Source organism: Sphingomonas kyeonggiensis (assembly GCF_030812785.1).
Lineage (GTDB): Bacteria > Pseudomonadota > Alphaproteobacteria > Sphingomonadales > Sphingomonadaceae > Sphingomonas > Sphingomonas kyeonggiensis_B.
In genome coordinates this window covers 87,667-106,670 of record NZ_JAUSTJ010000003.1, presented here as the reverse complement: position 1 = coordinate 106,670, position 19,004 = coordinate 87,667, and the positions used below count along the sequence as shown (strand labels likewise).

20 protein-coding genes and 1 tRNA gene are annotated in these 19,004 nt (G+C 68.4%); 10 read left to right on the top strand and 11 right to left on the bottom strand.

The genetic code is table 11. From position 1 onward, the window contains the following. The first annotated feature begins 5 nt into the window (after window positions 1-5). From J2W22_RS18280 to J2W22_RS18265, 4 genes are all read left to right on the top strand, one after another. Window positions 6-536, top strand: a complete 531-nt coding sequence (locus tag J2W22_RS18280; RefSeq protein WP_307119710.1) for a DUF3617 domain-containing protein — start codon at window positions 6-8, stop codon at window positions 534-536. 93 nt (window positions 537-629) lie between these two features. Continuing rightward, on the top strand, window positions 630-1,016 hold the full coding sequence (locus J2W22_RS18275; protein ID WP_307119709.1) for a hypothetical protein: 387 nt from the start codon (window positions 630-632) through the stop codon (window positions 1,014-1,016). Window positions 1,017-1,084: 68 nt separating this feature from the next. After that, complete coding sequence (locus J2W22_RS18270; protein WP_307119708.1) at window positions 1,085-1,486, top strand: glycine zipper 2TM domain-containing protein; 402 nt, start codon at window positions 1,085-1,087, stop codon at window positions 1,484-1,486. Window positions 1,487-1,559: 73 nt separating this feature from the next. Next, on the top strand, window positions 1,560-1,985 hold the full coding sequence (locus tag J2W22_RS18265) for an OsmC family protein (protein WP_307119707.1): 426 nt from the start codon (window positions 1,560-1,562) through the stop codon (window positions 1,983-1,985). Between the two features lie 958 nt (window positions 1,986-2,943). On the opposite strand, the gene J2W22_RS18260 is transcribed toward J2W22_RS18265, so the two are convergent. Further along, window positions 2,944-3,381 (bottom strand): cupin domain-containing protein, encoded by a 438-nt coding sequence (locus J2W22_RS18260; RefSeq protein WP_307119706.1) that lies wholly within the window; start codon window positions 3,379-3,381, stop codon window positions 2,944-2,946. Between the two features lie 107 nt (window positions 3,382-3,488). Between J2W22_RS18260 and J2W22_RS18255 the strand changes: the two genes are divergently transcribed. The 5 genes from J2W22_RS18255 to J2W22_RS18235 all read left to right on the top strand — a co-directional run bounded on the left by J2W22_RS18255 (window position 3,489) and on the right by J2W22_RS18235 (window position 6,718). Next, window positions 3,489-3,848, top strand: a complete 360-nt coding sequence (locus J2W22_RS18255; protein WP_307119705.1) for a glycine zipper 2TM domain-containing protein — start codon at window positions 3,489-3,491, stop codon at window positions 3,846-3,848. A 95-nt stretch (window positions 3,849-3,943) separates the two neighbouring features. Beyond that, window positions 3,944-5,122, top strand: coding sequence for a glycosyltransferase (locus J2W22_RS18250; protein WP_307119704.1), 1,179 nt, complete (start codon window positions 3,944-3,946; stop codon window positions 5,120-5,122). 44 nt (window positions 5,123-5,166) lie between these two features. Continuing rightward, the gene (locus J2W22_RS18245; protein WP_307119703.1) at window positions 5,167-5,316 is read left to right on the top strand and encodes a hypothetical protein; all 150 of its coding nucleotides are present in this window, start codon (window positions 5,167-5,169) and stop codon (window positions 5,314-5,316) included. Between the two features lie 77 nt (window positions 5,317-5,393). Beyond that, window positions 5,394-6,047: a hypothetical protein gene (locus tag J2W22_RS18240; protein ID WP_307119702.1), complete on the top strand. Its 654-nt coding sequence runs from the start codon at window positions 5,394-5,396 to the stop codon at window positions 6,045-6,047. 38 nt (window positions 6,048-6,085) lie between these two features. Continuing rightward, window positions 6,086-6,718 (top strand): TMEM175 family protein, encoded by a 633-nt coding sequence (locus J2W22_RS18235; protein ID WP_307119701.1) that lies wholly within the window; start codon window positions 6,086-6,088, stop codon window positions 6,716-6,718. 368 nt (window positions 6,719-7,086) lie between these two features. On the opposite strand, the gene J2W22_RS18230 is transcribed toward J2W22_RS18235, so the two are convergent. From J2W22_RS18230 to yajC, 5 genes are all read right to left on the bottom strand, one after another. Then, a complete protein-coding gene (locus J2W22_RS18230) occupies window positions 7,087-8,205 on the bottom strand; it encodes a DUF3089 domain-containing protein (RefSeq protein WP_307119700.1) in 1,119 nt (372 codons plus the stop codon). A 200-nt stretch (window positions 8,206-8,405) separates the two neighbouring features. Further along, a complete protein-coding gene (locus tag J2W22_RS18225) occupies window positions 8,406-8,777 on the bottom strand; it encodes an Mth938-like domain-containing protein (RefSeq protein ID WP_307119699.1) in 372 nt (123 codons plus the stop codon). 4 nt (window positions 8,778-8,781) lie between these two features. Continuing rightward, the gene (gene secF / locus J2W22_RS18220; RefSeq protein ID WP_307119698.1) at window positions 8,782-9,738 is read right to left on the bottom strand and encodes a protein translocase subunit SecF; all 957 of its coding nucleotides are present in this window, start codon (window positions 9,736-9,738) and stop codon (window positions 8,782-8,784) included. A 14-nt stretch (window positions 9,739-9,752) separates the two neighbouring features. Then, window positions 9,753-11,345: a protein translocase subunit SecD gene (gene secD, locus J2W22_RS18215; RefSeq protein ID WP_307119697.1), complete on the bottom strand. Its 1,593-nt coding sequence runs from the start codon at window positions 11,343-11,345 to the stop codon at window positions 9,753-9,755. Next, window positions 11,345-11,686 (bottom strand): preprotein translocase subunit YajC, encoded by a 342-nt coding sequence (yajC, locus tag J2W22_RS18210; RefSeq protein ID WP_307119696.1) that lies wholly within the window; start codon window positions 11,684-11,686, stop codon window positions 11,345-11,347. Before yajC ends, secD begins: the two co-directional genes overlap by 1 nt. Window positions 11,687-11,830: 144 nt before the next feature. On the opposite strand from yajC, the gene J2W22_RS18205 reads away from it, so the two are divergent. Further along, a tRNA-Pro gene (locus J2W22_RS18205) sits at window positions 11,831-11,907 on the top strand. Window positions 11,908-11,954: 47 nt separating this feature from the next. Here the strand turns inward: J2W22_RS18205 and J2W22_RS18200 are convergent. The 5 genes from J2W22_RS18200 to J2W22_RS18180 all read right to left on the bottom strand — a co-directional run bounded on the left by J2W22_RS18200 (window position 11,955) and on the right by J2W22_RS18180 (window position 18,791). Then, entirely contained in the window at window positions 11,955-13,295 is a 1,341-nt protein-coding gene (locus tag J2W22_RS18200) for a hypothetical protein (RefSeq protein ID WP_307119695.1), read from the bottom strand. 12 nt (window positions 13,296-13,307) lie between these two features. After that, on the bottom strand, window positions 13,308-15,488 hold the full coding sequence (locus tag J2W22_RS18195; protein WP_307119694.1) for a GumC family protein: 2,181 nt from the start codon (window positions 15,486-15,488) through the stop codon (window positions 13,308-13,310). 1 nt (window position 15,489) lies between these two features. Then, window positions 15,490-16,347 carry a UTP--glucose-1-phosphate uridylyltransferase GalU gene (gene galU / locus J2W22_RS18190; RefSeq protein WP_307119693.1) on the bottom strand — a complete coding sequence of 286 codons (858 nt, stop codon included), beginning with the start codon at window positions 16,345-16,347 and terminating at the stop codon, window positions 15,490-15,492. A gap of 217 nt (window positions 16,348-16,564) precedes the next feature. After that, a complete protein-coding gene (locus J2W22_RS18185) occupies window positions 16,565-17,482 on the bottom strand; it encodes a hypothetical protein (RefSeq protein ID WP_307119692.1) in 918 nt (305 codons plus the stop codon). A 67-nt stretch (window positions 17,483-17,549) separates the two neighbouring features. Continuing rightward, entirely contained in the window at window positions 17,550-18,791 is a 1,242-nt protein-coding gene (locus J2W22_RS18180; protein ID WP_307119691.1) for an aldehyde dehydrogenase family protein, read from the bottom strand. Window positions 18,792-19,004 lie beyond the last annotated feature (213 nt).

The window sequence follows — 19,004 nt, the reverse complement described above, 5'->3', positions numbered from 1 at the left end:
TGTCCATGAAGCATATCGTCATGCTGTTGCCGCTGGTGCTGGCGGCCTGCAATTCCGGGCCGAATGTCACGGCGAAGAATGCCTCGGTCGAGGAAGTCTCCAACAAGGTCGCCGCCGCGGCGGCATCGGGCAGTTTCATCTCTCCCGGCGCCTGGGAGAGCAAGATCGTCGCCGACATGGACATGCCGAACATGGACAAGGTGCCGCCAGAGATGGCGAAGGCGATGAAGGAGAAGATGCAGCAGGGCCAGACGGTCACCAGCTGCGTGACTCCGGAAGACGTCAAGTCGCCCAAGGCCGGCATGTTCGGCGGCGACCAGAGCTGCCGCTACGATCACTTCACCCTGGCCGGCGGCACCATCGACGCCAAGATGACCTGCACCCGCGAGGGCAAGAAGCAGGTGATGACGGTGAAGGGCAACTACTCGGCCACTACCTATCACACCGAAGTGAAGACCGAGGGCGACGGCGCCAAATTCTCGGCGACTGTCGATGCCAGGCGCACCGGCGAGTGCACGGGCAAGGAACAGGGCTGACAAAGCCAATGGGTCGCCGGGCGGCGGGGCCGGGAACGCTCGCCCCGCCCGCCCGTTTCCCGTCGAAATCCCTTGAGTCAGAAAGGAATTTCGATGGCGACCCCGCGCAAGCCTTCCACCGGCACCCCTGCCAAACGCCGCACCACCGCCGCCAAGCCGGTGGCCCGCAAGCCCAGGGCCAAGACTCCGGCGGCGAGCAGGGCCCCGGCGAACCGCACGGCGCATTCGGCGGGCGTCGCCTCGCTCGGCGCGCTCGCCGTGGCGGTGCTGGGTGCGGCGGCGTTCGGGACATGGCGGCTGTTGCGCCGCCCCTCGGAGGGCACCGAGCCGACCGACCTGATGGGCGATACCCATCCCGACGGGTCGGAGCGCGCCCTCGACGCCTTCCGCCCCGATCCCACCGCCCCGGTCCCGGCCGCAGAGCGCGAGCAGTTCCGCCCCGCCCTTGCCACCGCCGGCCCGGGTGCGGAGTCTTTGTAATGGCTGCGAAACCTTTCGGCCTCCCCGTGCATTCCCCAATGCGAGCGGGTCCATGGAGGAGGAGAGAGATGCGTATCCTGATTCTGGGCCTCGCCGCCGCGGCGACACTGGCCGGCTGTACCGATTATGGCGGCCGCCCCGGCAGCGGCTATGGCTATTCCAGCTATGACTATAACCGCCCGGATCCGTCCTATGGCGGCTATTATGCCGATCGCTACTATCGCGACGACCGCAGCTACCGCGAGTATCGGCTGAGCCGCAACGACCGGGTCTATCGGGGCCAGGACGGCCGCTATTATTGCCGCCGCTCGGACGGCACCACCGGCCTGGTGGTCGGCGCAGCGGCGGGTGGCGTGCTCGGCGCGATCATTGCCCCGGGTGGCTCCGAAGTGCTCGGCGCGCTGATCGGCGCGGCGGCCGGCGGTGCGGTCGGCACCTCCGTCGACAAGGGCGAGATGCGCTGCCGCTAACCCGAACGGGGACCTTCAAGCCGGGGCCCTGATGCCCTAGATCAGGGGCCCGGCCATGAGGGAGAACCGAGACATGACGACCCGTACCGCCACTGCCCGCTACGAAGGCTTCGGCAAGGAAGGCAAGGGCCACATCACCACCCAGTCGGGCGTGATGACGGACCAGTTCTACGGCTTCAACACCCGGTTCGGCGACGAGCCCGGCACCAATCCGGAGGAGCTGATCGCCGCGGCGCATGCCGGCTGCTTCACCATGGCGCTCAGCTTCGCCCTGGCCCGCGCCGGCTTCAGCGAGGGCAGTATCGAGACCAGCGCCGCCGTGAAGCTCGAGCAGGACGGCGACGGCTTCACTATCACCCGCTCGGACCTGACCCTCAAGGCCAGCGTCCCCGGCCTGGCCCAGGAGCAGTTCGAGGCGCTGGCCGCCGGCGCCCATGCCAATTGCCCGGTCTCCAAGCTGCTCAAGGCAGAGAGCAAGCTCGACGCCACCCTGCTCTGAGGCACCCCGCCCCATGGCGCTTGCAATGTAGGATTTCGCCTGCTTTGCCGGTGCCATGGGGCAGGCGGCAGTCTTTCGGACAAGCTTCTCCCCGGCGAAGGCCGGGGCCCAGACTTGCGAATTCTTGCGCAGATCGGTGGCGCGCACGGCGTGCGGAACGGCCTCCGAAGCCACCAGCCTTCGCCGCGAAAGAGAGCGAGAAGGCCGCCCCCCGAGCGCCCGGCCAACCGCCACGCCGCAGAACGCAAAAGGGGCCCGGCATTGCTGCCAGGCCCCGTGTCGCCGGACTGCTGCCGTGGACCCGGACGGATCTTCGGCATGGTTTCGGCGGCTCCTCCACTCGCGCCGGCAAGGGCATGCGAGCTTCGGGTCGGTCGTCGAGGCTGGCCGTTCTCCACTCACCCCGAAGGGGAGTTGCGGTTACCAGCCCCGGCGGCCCGCTTCGTCTCTCCGGCCGGGGGCCGGAAGTCGGAAGCCTTGCTGGATGCTTTTTCTCCGCTCGATCCTTCCAGGTCCCTCCGCATCGCTTGCGCGCTGCTTCCGGCTGGCCGATCTCGCAGTGGTCCGTTTCCCCGCCCCCGAAGCCGGGCACTTGCGCACCCGTTTCCGCGAACCGGGACATCGTCCCTTTCCGTTCCGTCCTTCTCGCTTCGAGCCGCACTTGCGTGCCGCTTTCTGCTTCCAGTCGAGCCGGGCTCCGCCGTCCTCGAAACCTCGGCAGCGCCTGGGCGGCACTTCGGTCTCGCAACCTGCAGGAACTTCGCATCCCCGAACCGTTCCCAATGCGGTTTCCCGAAGGCACCTGCACCGTTTCCGGCTCGTGTAAGTTTCTGATCTTGCTTTGGTTTCCCTCCGCCGGACCGTTCTGCTTACAGGTATGATGGTGTCATCGAACCCGAGTCGCGCAAAGCAGGATTCGCATCTTCAAACCTGTGAAGACTGTGGATAACGTGGAGAACTAGGTAATAATCTTGCGGGGAGCCCAATGTGGAGGCGCCAATTCGAACCCGGCGAAATCGAAGCCCGGGACGACGATGCAGCTCACCAGCGCCCAGCCATGGGGCGCCTCGGTCGCCTGCCAGCGATTCGCCGGGACGAGGCACTGGGGCGCATAGCCGGCGATCACGTCGCCGCCAAGCCGGGTCGTCACCGGATCCTGGTCCGCCGCATCGGCGATGTGCAGATCGAGCGGGCTGCCGGCATGCCAGAGCCACCATTCGTCGGCATCCACCCGGTGCCAGTGCGAGCGCTGGCCCTGCTCGAGGAGGAAATGGATCGCCGTGCCCTTCGACCGCCCGTCCCCGCCCGGCGCCGCACGCCAGGTCTCTCGGTACCAGCCGCCCTCGGGATGCGGTGCCAGGTCCAGCCGCTCGATGATCGCCCTTGCTTCGTCCATAGCTGCCTCCGGGATGAACGGCTTGTTGTTTTCGGTTAATGAAACCAGACCGGATACGAAACGTTCATGGTCCGGTTTGCCCGAAACTGCACCATCAGGAGTGAGACATGCGTAAATTGATTCTGGCGCTCGGCGCCCTCGCCGTGGCGTTGCCTTCGGCCAGTGTCGTGCCGGTCGCGGCCAATGCAGCCCCCATCGCCAAGGCGGGTGCCGACGGCGCCTATTCGCAGGACCGCCGCTATCGCAAGCGCTATGCCTATCGCGAGTGGAAGGGCCGTGACGGCCGTCGCTATTGCCGCAAGCCCGACGGCACCACCGGCCTAGTGGTCGGCGGCGTGGCGGGCGCGCTGGTCGGCCGCACCATCGACACCCGCGGCGACCGCACCGTCGGTACGCTGCTCGGCGCCGCCGCCGGCGCGGTGGCAGGCCGCGAGATCGAGCGGAGCGGCGATCGCAAGTGCCGCTAAGCGCGGCATGAAGGCAGCCCGCCCGGCACCGCGCCGGGTGGGCCGCTTTTCCCGGGAATGCGGACATTAACCCTTGCGCGCTATAGCGCTGGGCCATGCTCCGCGTGCTCGTCCTCTCGACGCTCTTCCCCGATGCGTCGCGGCCCAATTTCGGCATCTTCGTCGAGCGCCAGACGCTCTCGCTGGCCGCACGGGACGATGTCGAGTTGCGCGTCGTCGCCCCACTCGGCCTGCCCCCCTTCCCGCTCTCCCGCCTGTCCCGCTACGCCCCGCTCGCCGCTTTGCCCCGGCGCGAGCAGTGGAAGGGCCAGACGGTCGACCGCCCCCGCTTCCTCAACCTGCCCGGCACCGGCGGCCGCTTCCATGCCCGCGCCCTGGCCGCGGCGTTGACCCCATTGCTCGAGGAGATCCGCAGGGATTTCCCCTTCGACGTGATCTCCGCCGAATTCTTCTTCCCCGACGGTCCTGCCGCAGTCGTGCTCGGCAAGCGTTTCGGCATCCCCGTCTCGATAAAGGCGCGAGGGTCGGACATCCATGACTGGGGCCGGCGCAGGCATGTCGGCCCGCAGGTGATTGCCGCCGGCCAGGCTGCCCAGGGCATGCTGGCGGTGAGCGAGGCGATGCGCGACGACATGATCGCCATGGGCATCCCCGGCGACAGGATCGAGGCGATCGCCACCGGCGTCGACCTCGCCCGCTTCACGCCGCGCGACCGTGTCGCCGCCAAGGCCGAGCTCGGTGTGGCCAGCCCGCTGGTCCTCTCGGTCGGCGCGCTGATCCCGCTCAAGGGGCATGACATCGTCGTCGACGCGGTCGCTACCCTGCCCGGCGTCTCGCTGTGGATCGCCGGCGAAGGCCCCGACCGCAAGCGGCTCGAGGCGCAGATCGAGCGGCTGGGCCTTGGCGACCGGGTCCGGATGCTCGGCTCCGTCCCGCCCGAGCGGGTCGCCGCAGCGCTGGCGGCGGCCGACGCGATGGCACTCGCCTCGGAGCGGGAGGGCCTCGCCAATGCCTGGCTCGAGGCGCTGGCGAGCGGCACCCCCATCGTCATCCCCGATGTCGGCGGCGCCCGGCAGGTGGTGACCAATCCAGCGGCCGGCCGTATCGTCCCGCGCACCGCACCTGCCTTTGCCGACGCGCTGGCCGAACTGATCGCCACGCCGCCTGCCTCCGCCGACACCCGCGCCGTCGCCGAGCCCTTCACCTGGGGTGCCAACAGCGCCCGGCTCCACGCCTTTCTCAGCCGCCTCGCGAGCCGTGGCGGAACCGCTTAGCCCCACTCGCCGTTCGTTCCCGGGGCGGGACGGAGAGAAAGTCGATGAATCCCTTTCGCAACCTGACGCTGCCGCCCGCCGAGGGGCCGCCGATTGTCTACTACATCCTGCCGCAGGAGGAGGCGCCGATCGGCCCCGGCGACCTGGAGATCGAGTTCGAATTCGATCCCGATCTCGACGCGGACGACGAATGATCCATTTCCGCGTTGACTAGCCCGCGCCGCTCCATGACATTCATGACAGTCAGGTTACTTGCGGTGGAGACCGAGTGATGGCGGGCAAGAAGGACAAGAAGGCCGGCGAGCCGAAGACCGAGAAGAAGGGTTTCCTTCCCAAGAGCATCGGCGGACTGAAGCTGCCCAAGGAACTGCGCAAGCAGCTCGACGCGCTGGCCAAGCATCCGGTGGTCAACGACCTGCTCGCCGCAGGGCTGGTCGCGCTCGCCGCCAAGCTCAAGCCCGAAGCCAGGAAAGCCGAGCCGGCGGAAGCCGCTCCGGCCCCGACTCCCCAGCCGGCCGTCGCCGAGGCGAAGCCGGTGGTGAAGCGTGCCCGCAAGGCCCCCGCGGCCGCCAAGCCCGCCGCCAGCGCCCCTGCCAAGGCGGAAGCCAAGCCCGCAGCAAAGGCCCCGGCGAAGACAGCAACCAAACCGGCCGCTGCGAAGCCTGCCAAGGCACCCGCCGCCAAGGCCGAGGCCAAGCCCACGCCGCCCCGGGCGGCTGCCAAGCCCAAGGCAGACGCGAAGCCGCCGAAGGCCGCCGCCGCCAAGGCCCCCGCAGCGACCAAGGCCGAAGCAGCCGTGGCGACGGTCGAGGCGGCCAAGCCCGCCCCCAAGCCGCGCAAGCCGGCGACGGCCAAGGCGGCCGCCGCCAAGCCCCGCGCCACCACCCGCCGCACCAAGGCAACGCCGCCCAAGACTACGCGCTGATCCTCTGCTAGGCACAAGGCCGAACAGGGGGCAGATCGATGCAGGATGGGGACACGCCGCACGCCGTCGCGCCGGCGCACGGGCTGGAGCGCATGGCGTTCTTTTCGGACGCCGTGTTCGCGATCGCGATTACGCTGCTGGTGATCGAGATCCATGTCCCGCATGTCGCGGCGCCCTATACCGACCAGGCGTTCCTGCAGGGGCTGGCCAAGCTTCTCCCGAACTTCATCGGCTTCTTCGTGTCGTTCTTCGCGATCGGCCTGTTCTGGATCGGCCATCACCGCGCCTTTGCCTGTGCGCGCCACTGGAGCCCCAAGCTGTTCGGGCCGAACCTGCTGCTGCTCAGCGCGATCGCCGCGATGCCCTTCTTCACGGCCTTCGCGTCGGAATATTATGGCCACCGCGTGCCGGCCGCCTTCTATTGCGGCTGGATGGTGCTGATCTCGATCTTCAACATCCTGGTCCAGCGCATCCTCACCGCGCCGCCGGTGGTGGACGAACATATTCCCGCCGAGCAGCCCCGGCTGATCCGCCTGCGCGGGCTGGCGGCGCTGCTGGGCTCGCTGACCGCGTTCGTGACGAGCCTGTTCGTGCCGCCGCTCGGCCAGGTCATGCTGATCACCATCCCGCTGTGGCGCCTGCTGCTGGTGCGGATCATCCCGGCGCGCTGATCTCCAACAGCGCGCGCCGCACCGACTCGCCAAAGTCCATAAAGTACACGCCCAAAGCGGGTTTTCGCGGTGCGTAAATTGACACGGTTGCCGCGAGCGCGCCGCATCTCGCAGCTTTGTTGCGCGGGCGGAATCCTATCTTTCCTACTGCCTCAAAGAGCGGCCGGGCCAAGGGGCCGGCTGGCGGAGTGCAACAGACGGAATCCTACATTGCAACCCTAGGCGACGCGCGCGGCGAGCATATCCGTCATCCCGGCGAAAGGCGGGATCTCGTGCGGCTCTTGTCCCTCGTCCCGCGCCTTCGCCTGAGATCCCGGCTTTCGCCGGGATGACGGTGTGGTGGGATTCGTCGGCCGCGTGGCGAGGCCTCAGCGCGTCTTCGCCCAGGCGCGGTATTGCCGGGCGCTCAGGTCCACAAGGTCGCCCTGCACGACGTTCATGTCGATCAGGTGCAGGCCCCAGTCCTTGAGGATCGCGGTACCCACCTTGATGTCGCCGGGGATCGTGTCGGTGCGCGGATCGGCGGGGTCGGCGTTCACCGTCACCGCAAGATAGTTGAACCCGTCCTTGCTGACGCATTCGGTGGAGATCAGCCCGGGCAGGCTGACAAAGGGCGTCGTCACCGCCCCGCCGTCCTTGCTCCACGCCTCGGCCGGTCCCTGGACCAGCATGTTGCCGCCGGCATTGAGATAGGCATGCGCCGCCGCCTTGCCGCCGCCCAGCGCCGCGGGGTTGGTGCAGCCCGCCTCGACGCCCGGCCGGTCGCCCTTGGCGAAGCGGCTGGTCGGCGGCGGCGGGGAATCGGCGCGGAAGCTGGCATAGGTGACGATGCAGCCGGCCTGGTCGGCGCTGCGGCACAAGGGGATCGTCCGGTACAGCCCACCGACATCCTTGCCGACCGGCACCGGCACCGAGCTGCCGATCAGCATCGCCGAGACCAGCTGCTTCTGCGCCGGCGTGCCCTCGATCGCGCGGCCGAGCAGCTGGGTGAGGACCAGCGAACCCTGGCTGTGCCCTATCAGCACGACGCCGCGTCCCTTGTTGTCATGGGCCAGATAATCGTCCCACGCCGCCTTCACGTCGGCATAGGCCATCTCGCGGTCGATCGCCGGGGTGCCGCCGCCCATGATGCTGCGCAGCGCAGTGAGCGTCACCTGGCGATAGACCGGGGCGAACACCCGGCAGTTCTTCGCGAAACGCGCGACCTGGAACTGGGCGACACGCTGCTCCTCGGGCCCGGGCACCAGGTCGCTGTTCGGAGTCGTGTCGAGCGAGATGGTCGGATAGACGTAGAAGCAATCGAACCTGGGATCGGTCGCGGCCTTGAACGGCTCGACGCTGCGCTTGCCGTCGGCCGCGATCACCGTGGTCGAGAGATCGGCGGCGCAGGCATCCTGGCGGCCCGGACGGCAGAGCCAGTTGGCGGTGTTGCGATAGTCGGGCGTATCCGACGCAGCGGCCATGGCCAGCGCAAGCGCGAGAATCATCTGGTCCCTCCCTCTCTCTTTGGAGGGAACCTAACCCTAAAATCCTCCCTCGCGAAGCGGGGGAGGGGGACCGCTTGCCGAAGGCAAGTGGTGGAGGGGGGCCTGGCCCCAGGCGACATTGCCCGCGGAGATGCCCCCTCCACCATTTGCTACGCAAATGGTCCCCCTCCCCCGGCTTCGCCGAGGGAGGATCTAAATCGTCAATCCAGCGGGTAAAGCGCGCCGGCGATCCAGCGCAGTTCGGCGCGCAGTACGCCCCAGGCGCGGGCGGCGGCGCGGCTGTCCATCGCCTCGATCCCGATCCCCTTCGCCCCCAGCGCCGCGGTGAGCGCACGCGGCGGGCGGACCAGCGTCTTGCCGGTGCCGAGCAGCAGGAATTCGGGCTGGGGATCGAGCCCCAGCACCGGCACGAGATCGGCTTCGGTCAGCTCCTCGATCGGCGGCGGCGTCCAGCCATCGGCGCGCTCGGGGGTGATCAGCAGCCCCTCATACACGCCTTCGTCGACGCGGAACCCGCGCCCGGAGAAGCCGGCGATGACCGGCCCCTCCGCGCTGGCGCGCTTCACTTCCATCGGCTCAGGGGCCTACGCGCTCGGCGCCACTCGCCAGCGAAGGCTTTTCCTCGCGCGGGCCGGGCTTCAGGCCCAGCGTGATCAGCAGCGACGACGAGACGTAGATCGACGAATAGGTGCCGACGACGATGCCGAGCATCATCGCCGCGGTGAAGCCGCGCAGCACCGGGCCGCCGAAGATCAGCAGCGAGGCGAGCGCGAGCATGATCGTCAGCGAGGTCATCACGGTACGCGGAAGCGTCTCGTTGACCGAGAGGTCGATGAGCTCGCTCATCCCCATCTTGCGGTACTTGCGCATGTTCTCGCGGATACGATCGTCGATCACCATCTTGTCGTTGATCGAATAGCCGATGATCGTCAGCACCGCGGCGACGATGTTCAGATCGAACACCATGCGGGTGAGCGCGAAGAAGCCGAGCGCCATCAGCACGTCGTGGATGATCGCCACCGCGGTCGACACGCCGAACTGCCATTCGTAGCGGAACCACGAGAAGATCGCGATGCCGACGATCGCCAGGATCACCGCCAGCACGCCCTTGTTGACCAGCTCGCCCGAGACCTTGCCCGAGACGGTGGAATAGGTGTTGAACTTCGCGCCGGGGAACTTGGCCGCCAGTGCCGCCTTCACTGTCTCCACCATCTTGTCGACGGCGTCGGGCGCAGTCGAATGGGGCACGGGCAGACGGATGGTCACCGTGTTGGCGCCGCCGAGCTGCTGGAGCGCAGCCTCGCCGAAGCCGAGCCCGTTCACCGTCTCGCGCACCTGGTCGAGATGCGGCGGGCTCTGGAACTGCTCCTCGATGGAGACGCCGCCGACAAAGTCGACGCCCATGTTGAGCCCGCGCACGCCCACCAGCGCCACGGCGGCGATGGTGAGCAGCATGGTGATCGCGAAGGCGATGAAGCGGACGCGTACGAACCCGATGTTCGTGTTGTCCGGGATGATCTTGAGGAGCCGCATGCGCGTCGCTTCCGTTAAATGTGGATTTCGGTCGGCCGGTTACGGCGCAACCAGATCGTGACGAGCATGCGGGTGAACACGACGGCGGTGAACACCGAAGTCGCGATACCGATCAGCAGCACGATCGCGAAGCCGCGCACCGGGCCGGAACCGAGGATGACCATGATCAGGCCCGCAATGGCGTGGGTGACGTTCGCTTCGAAGATCGTGCGGCTGGCTTCCTTGTAGCCCAGCTCGACTGCCTGGCTCACGCTGCGCCCGCGCCGCCGCTCCTCGCGGATGCGCTCGTTGATCAGCACGTTTGCGTCGACCGCGGTACCGATGGTCAGCACGAAGCCGGCGATGCCCGGCAGCGTCAGCGTCGCGTTGATCAGGCCCATCACCGCCAGGATGATCAGCACGTTGATGGTCACCGCCAGCGTCGCATAGATGCCGAAGCGGCCATAGGTGAGGATCATGAAGGCGATCACGGCGACGATCGCGATGATCGAGGCAGTGATGCCGGCGCGGATCGAGTCGGCGCCGAGCTCGGGGCTCACCGTCGATTCCTGCACGACCTTGAGCTCGACCGGCAGCTTGCCCGAACGCAGCGCGATGGCGAGCTGGTTGGCGCTGTCGACGGTGAAGCCGCCGTTGATCACGGCGCTGCCGCCGAGGATCGGCTCGTTGATGTTCGGGGCCGAGATCACGACGCCGTCGATGATGATCGCGAACGGCTTGCCGCTGTTCTCCTGCGTCACCTTGGCGAAGCGCTTGGTGCCGGCGCCGTTGAGCTCGAGGGTGACGCCCGGCGCACCGCTCTGCTGGTCGTAGCTCTGCTTGGCGTCGACGAGCATGTCGCCGGTGATCATCACCTGGCGCTGCACGGCGATGTTGCCACCGCCCTGATGGGGCATGATCACCGAGCCGGCCGGAGCCTCGCCGCGCTGGACGGCGTTCGGGTCCGCAGTGGTATCGACCAGGCGGAACTCGAGCTTGGCGGTCTTGCCGACCAGTTCCTTGAGCGCCTTCGGATCCTGCAGGCCGGGCACCTGGACGACGATGCGGTTGCTGCCCTCGCGGATCACGGTCGGCTCGACCGTGCCGAGCGCGTTGATGCGCGTCTCGATGATCTCGCGCGCATCGCTCATCGCGGTGTCGATCGCTTCGGTGATCCCCGCATCGGTCGGCGTCAGCACGAACCGGCTCGAATCGACCACGGCGACGTCCCACTGGCGCTGGCCGGTGTTGCCGACGCCCGTGCCGGTGATCGCGAGCAGCTTCTCGCGGGCCGCATCGACCTTGCTGGGATCGCGCAGCATGAAGCTGACCTTGCCGCCCTGGATCGAGATGTCGCCGATGTCGATCTTGGGATCGCGGCGCATTTCGGTGCGGACCTGCTCCTGCATCTGCGTGAGCTTGGCCTGGCGCACGTCATCGGTGTTCGCCTCGAACAGCAGGAAGCTGCCGCCGGCGAGGTCGAGTCCGAGGTTGATCGCGGGCTTGGGCACCCAGCTCGGCCAATGATCGCGCGCGCTCTTGGGGAAGAAGCTCGGCACCGACAGCGCGATCATGATCGCGATGCCGGTGAGGATCGTTATGATCTTCCAGCGAGGAAAGTCGAGCATCAGTCGTTCGCGGGCTTGGCGCCGCCGGCGGGCATCACGCTGGTGAGCGTGGCCTTGATCGCGCGGACCTTCACGTTCGGGGCGAGCTCGACCTCGACCTCGTTCTCGTCGACCTTGGTCACCTTGCCGACGAGACCGCCGCCGGTGACGACCTGGTCGCCCTTCTTCACCGCGTTCACGGCGCTCTGAAGATCCTTCATCCGCTTCTGCTGCGGGCGAATCATCAGGAAGTAGAAGGCGATGAAGATGAGGACGAGCGGCGCTAGGCCGAGGATACCGCCCATCGGGCTGGCTTGTCCTGCCGCGCCTGCGGCCTGTGCATGTGCTGGCGTGATGAGCATGAGGTCCTGATGATGTCTTTCGTGGGCGGTGGAATCCGCCTCCGTTCAAGCGCGGCGCGCTAACATGCGGCACAGGTCGGCGCAACTATTGTCGCCAATGGCTTGCATCCCGCGCCGGTCCGGCCTAGAGGCCGCTCCCTCGGTCGGGGCGTAGCGCAGCCTGGTAGCGCATCACACTGGGGGTGTGGGGGTCGCAGGTTCGAATCCTGTCGCCCCGACCATTACAACAAATCAAGCCAAGACAGCCCCTTAGGGGGCTCCCGCCCAGTCAAGCATAGACTAGGCGGATCGGCCCCGGGCGCGGCACCTGCGCAGTGCGCGCGGCGTAGATCGTGTAGCCGCAGAGCAGGCCGTACATCGCCAGCCCCTCCACCTGCCAGAAGGGCATCGTCGCCATGTTGAGCAGGAAGAAGGCGAAATGCGCCGCGAGCAGCTTGAACCGCTCGCCGCGTGCCGCGATCGCCGCTGTGAACATCACCGTCCACAACGCCAGCATCGCCGCCACGCCGAACCAGCCCAGCTCGTAGAGCGTGCCGACCAGGGTATTGTGGGGATAGACCTTGAACAGCCCCTCCCAGCTCTCCGGCCCGAAGCCGAACAGATGCTGGAGCGGGGTGCCGTCGGCCCAGGCATAGATGTAGCTGCTCCAGATCAGCGGGCGGGCCGACATCACCTGGCGCTCGAGATAGTCGAAGTCGCGCGGCGGCTTGATCAGCGCGGTCGGGTCCGAAAGGAAGGCGCCGAGGTCGGCGAACTTGGCGCTGTAGAGCAGCACGCCGACCGAGACGAGCAGCAGCCCGCCCACCGCGGCGGTGACCGCCATCGGCACGCGCTGGTCGCGCCGCACGCTCAGCGTCAGCCCGCTCAGGAACACCGCCAGCGCCAGCGGGGCGAAAGCGAGGATCGTGGTGCGATAGCCGGCGAGCAGGATGCCCAGAAAGGTCGCGGTGAGGAACGCCACCCGAATCGGGCGCGGCGCCGACTTGGCGAAGCAGCCGACCAGGAAGCCGGTCATCATCGCGACCGAGAAGGCGGCCTCGTGATTATAGCCGCCGATCCACACCAGCCCGTCGCCATCCTCCGATCCCTTGGGCAGGTGCAGCGCCAGCGACAGCGCCTGGAAGACGAGCAAAGGCAGGAACGAGACCATCGCCCAGCTGAGGAAGCGCGCCGCAGGGTCGATGCGCAGCGCCTGGAACACCGCGACGATGATCACGGTCATGTACGCATATTTCACGCCGGCATTGATGCCGCCCGCCGGATCGCCGTTGAGCGCCGCGCTGACCAGCGCCAGCGCCACCAGCGCATAGACCGGCAGCAGCCATTTGAGCGCCAGGTTGGCCGGCCGCACGACGAAGAGCAGCCCGAAGCCGGTCACCCCGATCGAGAGCAGCGCATTGCCCGACAGCCCTGCCGCGAACGGCTTGAACATGTAGAGGTGATAGGCGCCGGCGATGTAGCGCAGCCATAGCGCCACGACGACGAAGGCGCCGGCCACGCTGCCCGCCCGCCGCGCCGCGATGACGAGGGGGACGAGCAGCAGCGCCGTGACCGGTAGCAGCACGCCGAGCCCGAAGGCCGGGCCATAGGGCAGCGCCTGTGCGTTCACGACGCCGCCCGATCAGTCGGCATAATAATGGCGGTAGGCCTTCATGAAGTTGCCGCCATGCTCGTATCCGGCCCGCTCCTGCTCGCGCACGTCGACCAGGGTGAGCACCGCGCCGAGCAGCTCGGCATGCACGTCGTAGAGCCGCCTGAGCGCCACCGATGCCGCCTTGGACGGCGTCCGGCGCCAGCGCACCAGCAGCACCACGCCGTCGGCCATGCTGGCGATCACGCGCGCCTCGTCGACCGGCAGCACCGGCGGCGTGTCGAGGATCACCAGGTCGTAGCGCTCGCGCACCTGCTCGATCAGCTGAGCCAGCCTCGGGCTCTCGGCCAGGCTGATGCCCTTCGAATCGAGCCGCTGCGGCAGCACGCAGGCATCGGACAGGCTGTCCTTGACGATCGCCTGTTCGAGCGTGGCGCTGCCCGCCAGCACTTCGTCGAGCCCCAGCTTCACATTGTCGGTGAACTGGCGGCTGGACGCGCGCCGGCGCGCATCGGCATCGATCAGCAGCACCTTGCTGCCCGCCGCCGCCGCCGCGCGGGCCAGGCCCATCGCGGTGGTGGTCTTGCCTTCGCCCGGCACCGAGGAGGTGATCGCCACCACCCGGATCGGCTTGCTCGCCTCGGCGAACTGGATCGAGGTGCGCAAGGTCCGGAACGCCTCGGCAAAGGTCGATTGCGGCCGCTTGAGCAGCAGCTCCGCCGGCGGCGCCGGCGGGCCCGACTTGCGATAGCCCGGCAGCGTGTTCGCATCGGGGATCGAGGCGAGCGTCGGCAGGGCCAGCGTGTCCTCGATCGCGTCGCTGGTCTCCAGCCCGCGTTCGAGCAGCTGCAGCAGCACCACGAGCAGCACGCCGATGCCGAGGCCGCCGACCACGGCCATCGCCGCATAGATCAGCGCGTTGGGCGAGCTCGGCGCGTTGGGCACCCGCGCCCGGCTGACGATGTAGGAATCGCTGCGCTCCAGGCCCGACTGGGCGACCGTCTGGCGATAGCGGTCGAGGAATGCCTGGTAGAGCGTGCGCGACGATTCGGCGTTGCGCTCCAGCTCGCCGAGCCGCACCGACGCTTCATTGTCGCTGGCCAGCTTGCCCTGCGACTGCGCCACCGAGCCGGCAAGCGAAGCCGCGCGCTGGCTGGCGATGTTCGCCTGGATCGAGACGTTGGAGACGATGCGCTGCACTTCCGCGGCGATCGCCTGGTCGGCGACACGGAGTTGGCTTTGCGCCCGGACCAGGTCCGGATGGCGCGGGCCATAGCGCTTCTCCAGCGCCGCGACTTCGCGCGCCACTTCGGCGCGCTGCGAGCGCAGCTGGCTGACCACCGGCGAATCGAGCGAATCGCCCAGCTCCTCGCCGCTGCGCCCGCCGCGCAGCTGCGCCCTGGCGGCCGAGAGGCGCGCCTGGGCCGCGGCATTCTCCGCCTTGGCCTGGGCGAGCTGGGTCGAGAGGCCCGACAGCTCCTGCTGGGTCACCGTGCTCGCATTGGAGACGGCGAAGAGATTGTGCGCCGAGCGATAATCGGCGACCGCCCGCTCGGCACCCAGCACCTGGGTGCGCAGCTGCTGGAGCCTTTGCTCGAGGAACTTGCGCGCGCGCATCGTCGCATCGGCCTTGGAACCGGCCTGGCCGGAGACATAGTCGTCGACGATCGCATTGGCGATCTGCGCGGCCTGCACCGGGGTGCTACCTTCGAACGACACGCTGATCGCATAGGACAGGCCGTCGCGCTTGGCGGTCAGCCCGCCCAGCAAGGTGCCGATCGCGCGCTGGCGGCCGATCAGGTCGGGCTGGGCCGGCGCCGGCTGGCCCGGCACCACCGCCTTGTTGAACGCGGGATCGCGATCGAGGCGCAGGCGATCGACCACCCGCCCGATCAGCTCGGGCGAGCGCAGGGCCTGCACCTCGGTATCGACCGCGGCCGAATCGGGATCGGTGGTCGGCACCACCGAATCGACGTTGATCACCCGCTCGGCCGTGCGCTCCAGCGCTACCTGCGCGGTGGCGAGGTAGCGCGGCTCGGCGACCAGATAGGCGGCCGCGGCGACTGCGATCGCCGCGACCATTGCCGCACAGAGTATCATCCATCGCCGGCGCAGCACCGCGCCGACACGGCGCAGGTCGATCAACGCACCGCGATCGACCTGCGGATCCGCCTCGATGCGGGGCGGCGGGCGCCTCGTGATTGCGTCCATATCACGCCGTGGCCATGAAGGCGCGCACCGCCGGCGCAATGTCCGGCCGGGCGAGCGCAAGCGCGAGCGTCGCGGTTACGAACCCGCTCTTGTCGCCGCAATCATAGCGCTTGCCCTGGAAGGTGACGCCGTGGAACGGCTGCTGGCCGATCATCCGCGCCAGCGCGTCGGTGAGCTGGATCTCGCCGCCCGCGCCTTCCTCCTGGCTGCCCAATATCTCCATCACCTCGGGCTGGAGGATGTAGCGGCCGATGATGGCGAGCGTGGACGGTGCCACCTCCGGTGCCGGCTTCTCGACCAGGCTCTTCACCTCGGTGATCGCGCCGTTGCGCGCGCCCGGGGTGACGATGCCGTATTTGCGGGTGTCCTCGGGCGCGACTTCCTCGGTGCAGATCAGGTTGCCGCCCAGTTCGGAATAGGCGTCGATCATCTGCTTGAGGCAGCCGGGCTCGCCGACCATCAGGTCGTCGGGCAGCAGCACCGCGAAGGGCTCGTCACCGACGATCCTGCGCGCGCACCACACGGCATGGCCGAGGCCCAGCGGCTCCTGCTGGCGTATGATGGTGATGTCGCCCGGCGAGGTCCGCGTGCCGTGCAGCACGTCGAGCGACTTGCCGCGCCGCGTCATCGTCTCTTCCAGCTCGAAGGCATGATCGAAATGGTCGTCGATCAGGCTCTTGCCGCGGCTGGTGATGAAGATGAACTGTTCGATACCCGCCTCGCGCGCCTCGTCGACGGCGTACTGGATCAGCGGCCGGTCGACGACCGGTAGCATCTCCTTCGGCATGGATTTGGTCGCCGGAAGGAACCGGGTTCCGAGGCCACCAATGGGGAAAACCGCTTTGCGTACTCTTCGCATCTTCCACCCTTTCATGGGTGCTGGGTCCCCCCGGAAGACCAGCAACATCCATCAGGGCGAGCCGAACTCGCAGATACGCAACCCATACAGGTCAGTCGGATCCACAAACACGATCGCCAAGCCCTGACAAACAAACGCTGCGCCTTTCCGCTGCATTGCAGCAAGGGGCTGGCGTCGAAGCGTGTCCGAACTGCGTCCGGACCATCTCGAAGCATATTCAGAGCTTTGGCGGGGCGCCTGCGAAAGAGACGCCGCCCGGCACCGATCCCTTGCCGCGCGGGCGGACCAGCGGCGTGCCCGGCGGCACCTGGATGTCATGCGAGCCGATGACGATGTGCGCCGGCCCATCATGCACGTCGAAGATCGGCCAGGCCTTGTCGCTCCGCACCACCAGATGCTCGATATGGATCACCAGCGGCACGCGCAGGCCCTGCGCCGCCATGATCGCGAAATGGTTGGTGTCGCCGATCCCGCCGATCTTCTGCGGGTTCACGCTGGTCAGCCGCGTGGCGCGGATGCTCGACCAGAGCCGGAAGTTGCGCGCGTTGCGGCCGCTGGTGCAGTCGTCGAGCAGGCTGTCCGTCGATTTCAGGTCGAACCCGCCATCGCTATTGTCCCAGGCGGCGCACTGCTTGAACTGGATCCGGGCATTGCCGCGCTCGGTCGAGAAGCCGTCGCCGTTCCAGTATTTACTGTCACCGCGCTTCCAGCGGAAGCCGCGCATCGTGCAGCGCTCCAACCGGAAGTCGTGCGCGGTGTCGGCGAAGGAAATGCCGACCGGCAGGTCGTGCGCCCCGGTGGTCAGCGTGCCGCTGGCGGTGACGTCGGCGATCACCCCGTCATGGCTGCCATAGCGGATGCGGGCGAAGCTGCGCCGGAGAAAGCTGGCCTTCGCCCCCTGGACGCGCAGGCCGACGATGTCCGCCCCCGCCTCGCGCGGCACCGACGTATTCTCGATCACCCGGTAGCCGCCGGCGACCTCGACATCGGAGATCTGCACCCCGCGCACCGAATCGCGGATCACGAACAGGCCGTTGCCGACGTCGCGGGCATGCACGCCGCGATAGGCCGCGCCTGAATGGACGACATAGACGGGCTCGCCCTCGGCGGCGATCCGGACCAGGCGGGAAGTCATGCACTGGGCTAGTCAGGCGCTGGACGGGGACGCCAGCCGCTTGCGGCGCGGCGTGGCGCCGCCGGGGTCAGTGCAGTGCGGGCGCCGCTCCGCCGAGATCGTCGCCGCCCTCGCGCGGGGACGCGCGCGGGCGCGGCGCGCGGTAGACATGCCGCGCCTGGCTGAACCGGCGGAACCCGGCCTCGCCCTCGCCGATGTTGAGCGTCATTCCCGCCTTGCGCGCGCCGACCGCACCCGCGTCGATCGCGATCGCCGAAGAGAGCGTCCGCTCCAGCACATGCCGGCGCTCGGCCGCGTCGCGCCCGAAATAATAGATGGCGAGCGGCGGCGGGCGGCGATGGATCGCGGCGATCGCATCGCCGATCCCGGCATAGTTGCGCAGCGGCAGCACCGGCCCGGCGATCTCCTCGCGCATCGCCAGCATGTCCTCGCTGGCATGGCGGATGATGTGGAGCGCCATCCCGCCGCCGCGCGGCTCGGCGGTCAGCACCTCGCCGCCCCGCGCCTGGGCATCATCGAGCAGCCGCGCCACCCGTGCCTGCTCTTCCCCGGACAATGCTCCCGCCTCGCCGGGCTGCATCGCCGCGCGCCACAGCCAGTCGGCAACCGCCTCCTCCTGCTCCTCGGGCACCAGCAGGTGATCGGGCGCCAGCGGCACGCGCCCGCCCTTCACCCGCTTGGCGGCGATCACCTGCCCGGCCGCCTTCCGGAAATCCGCCGAGCGCCCGACGATCACCGGCGACTTGCCCGAGCGGGGAATCGCGATCCCCTCGGCCTGGGGCTCGCTCGTCACCAGCAGGTCCGCCCCCGCAAGGTCGCTGGCCACCGCCAGCTCGAGCGGATCGAAGAACACCGGCGCAAGCTCGCCAACCAGCCGGCCCAGCCGCGGCGCGGCGTCGAAGCCGAGCGCCACCCGGTTCCCCGCGGCGAGCACGCTCGCCAGGATGCTCGCGGTGCGGAACAGCGGCAGCGCCGCCGGCGCCGCGATCCCGACCACGCCGATCGGCTGATATTCGACATAGTCGCCGCCCAGCCCCAGCCAGGCGCGCAGGCCCCGCCCGCCTTCCGGCCGCATCCAGGCACCGACATTCGCCATCGCCTCGCGCAGGGCAGCGAGCGCCGGCGCGACCTCAGTGCGCATCGCCGATTCGGCATCCTGATTCGCCTGGTCGCCGGCAAGCGCGGCGCAGAGTGCCGGCGCATGCTGCTCGATCATCAGCGCGGCGCGCCGCAGCCGATCGCGGCGGATCGCCGGCGATACCGGCAGCTCGGCGAAAAACGCCGCGCGTTGCGCTTCGAGCATCCTCATCGTCCCACGGCTTGTCGCAGATGATCCTACTCCGCCGCCCATGCGTGGCAAGATCAGGGCGAAGCGTTTGCGACGGGCGGAGCCGAATTGCCACGCCGCCGTTCTAGCAGAGGCGCAAGCCATTCGTTGCGAAGGCGCAATATTTGTGCACCGCAACCCAATCGACCGGCAAAATGAAGCACAATTCATTTCGCCGCCGATTTCTCTCAGCTC

Excerpts from the sequence above, each read along its gene's own strand:
- J2W22_RS18280 (WP_307119710.1), top strand. The coding sequence starts at position 6 with ATGAAGCATATCGTCATGCTGTTGCCGCTGGTGCTGGCGGCCTGCAAT.
- J2W22_RS18275 (WP_307119709.1), top strand. The coding sequence starts at position 630 with ATGGCGACCCCGCGCAAGCCTTCCACCGGCACCCCTGCCAAACGCCGC.
- J2W22_RS18270 (WP_307119708.1), top strand. The coding sequence starts at position 1,085 with ATGCGTATCCTGATTCTGGGCCTCGCCGCCGCGGCGACACTGGCCGGC.
- J2W22_RS18265 (WP_307119707.1), top strand. The coding sequence starts at position 1,560 with ATGACGACCCGTACCGCCACTGCCCGCTACGAAGGCTTCGGCAAGGAA.
- J2W22_RS18260 (WP_307119706.1), bottom strand. The coding sequence starts at position 3,381 with ATGGACGAAGCAAGGGCGATCATCGAGCGGCTGGACCTGGCACCGCAT.
- J2W22_RS18255 (WP_307119705.1), top strand. The coding sequence starts at position 3,489 with ATGCGTAAATTGATTCTGGCGCTCGGCGCCCTCGCCGTGGCGTTGCCT.
- J2W22_RS18250 (WP_307119704.1), top strand. The coding sequence starts at position 3,944 with ATGCTCCGCGTGCTCGTCCTCTCGACGCTCTTCCCCGATGCGTCGCGG.
- J2W22_RS18245 (WP_307119703.1), top strand. The coding sequence starts at position 5,167 with ATGAATCCCTTTCGCAACCTGACGCTGCCGCCCGCCGAGGGGCCGCCG.
- J2W22_RS18240 (WP_307119702.1), top strand. The coding sequence starts at position 5,394 with ATGGCGGGCAAGAAGGACAAGAAGGCCGGCGAGCCGAAGACCGAGAAG.
- J2W22_RS18235 (WP_307119701.1), top strand. The coding sequence starts at position 6,086 with ATGCAGGATGGGGACACGCCGCACGCCGTCGCGCCGGCGCACGGGCTG.
- J2W22_RS18230 (WP_307119700.1), bottom strand. The coding sequence starts at position 8,205 with ATGATTCTCGCGCTTGCGCTGGCCATGGCCGCTGCGTCGGATACGCCC.
- J2W22_RS18225 (WP_307119699.1), bottom strand. The coding sequence starts at position 8,777 with ATGGAAGTGAAGCGCGCCAGCGCGGAGGGGCCGGTCATCGCCGGCTTC.
- secF (WP_307119698.1), bottom strand. The coding sequence starts at position 9,738 with ATGCGGCTCCTCAAGATCATCCCGGACAACACGAACATCGGGTTCGTA.
- secD (WP_307119697.1), bottom strand. The coding sequence starts at position 11,345 with ATGCTCGACTTTCCTCGCTGGAAGATCATAACGATCCTCACCGGCATC.
- yajC (WP_307119696.1), bottom strand. The coding sequence starts at position 11,686 with ATGCTCATCACGCCAGCACATGCACAGGCCGCAGGCGCGGCAGGACAA.
- J2W22_RS18195 (WP_307119694.1), bottom strand. The coding sequence starts at position 15,488 with ATGGACGCAATCACGAGGCGCCCGCCGCCCCGCATCGAGGCGGATCCG.
- galU (WP_307119693.1), bottom strand. The coding sequence starts at position 16,347 with ATGCGAAGAGTACGCAAAGCGGTTTTCCCCATTGGTGGCCTCGGAACC.
- J2W22_RS18185 (WP_307119692.1), bottom strand. The coding sequence starts at position 17,482 with ATGACTTCCCGCCTGGTCCGGATCGCCGCCGAGGGCGAGCCCGTCTAT.
- J2W22_RS18180 (WP_307119691.1), bottom strand. The coding sequence starts at position 18,791 with ATGAGGATGCTCGAAGCGCAACGCGCGGCGTTTTTCGCCGAGCTGCCG.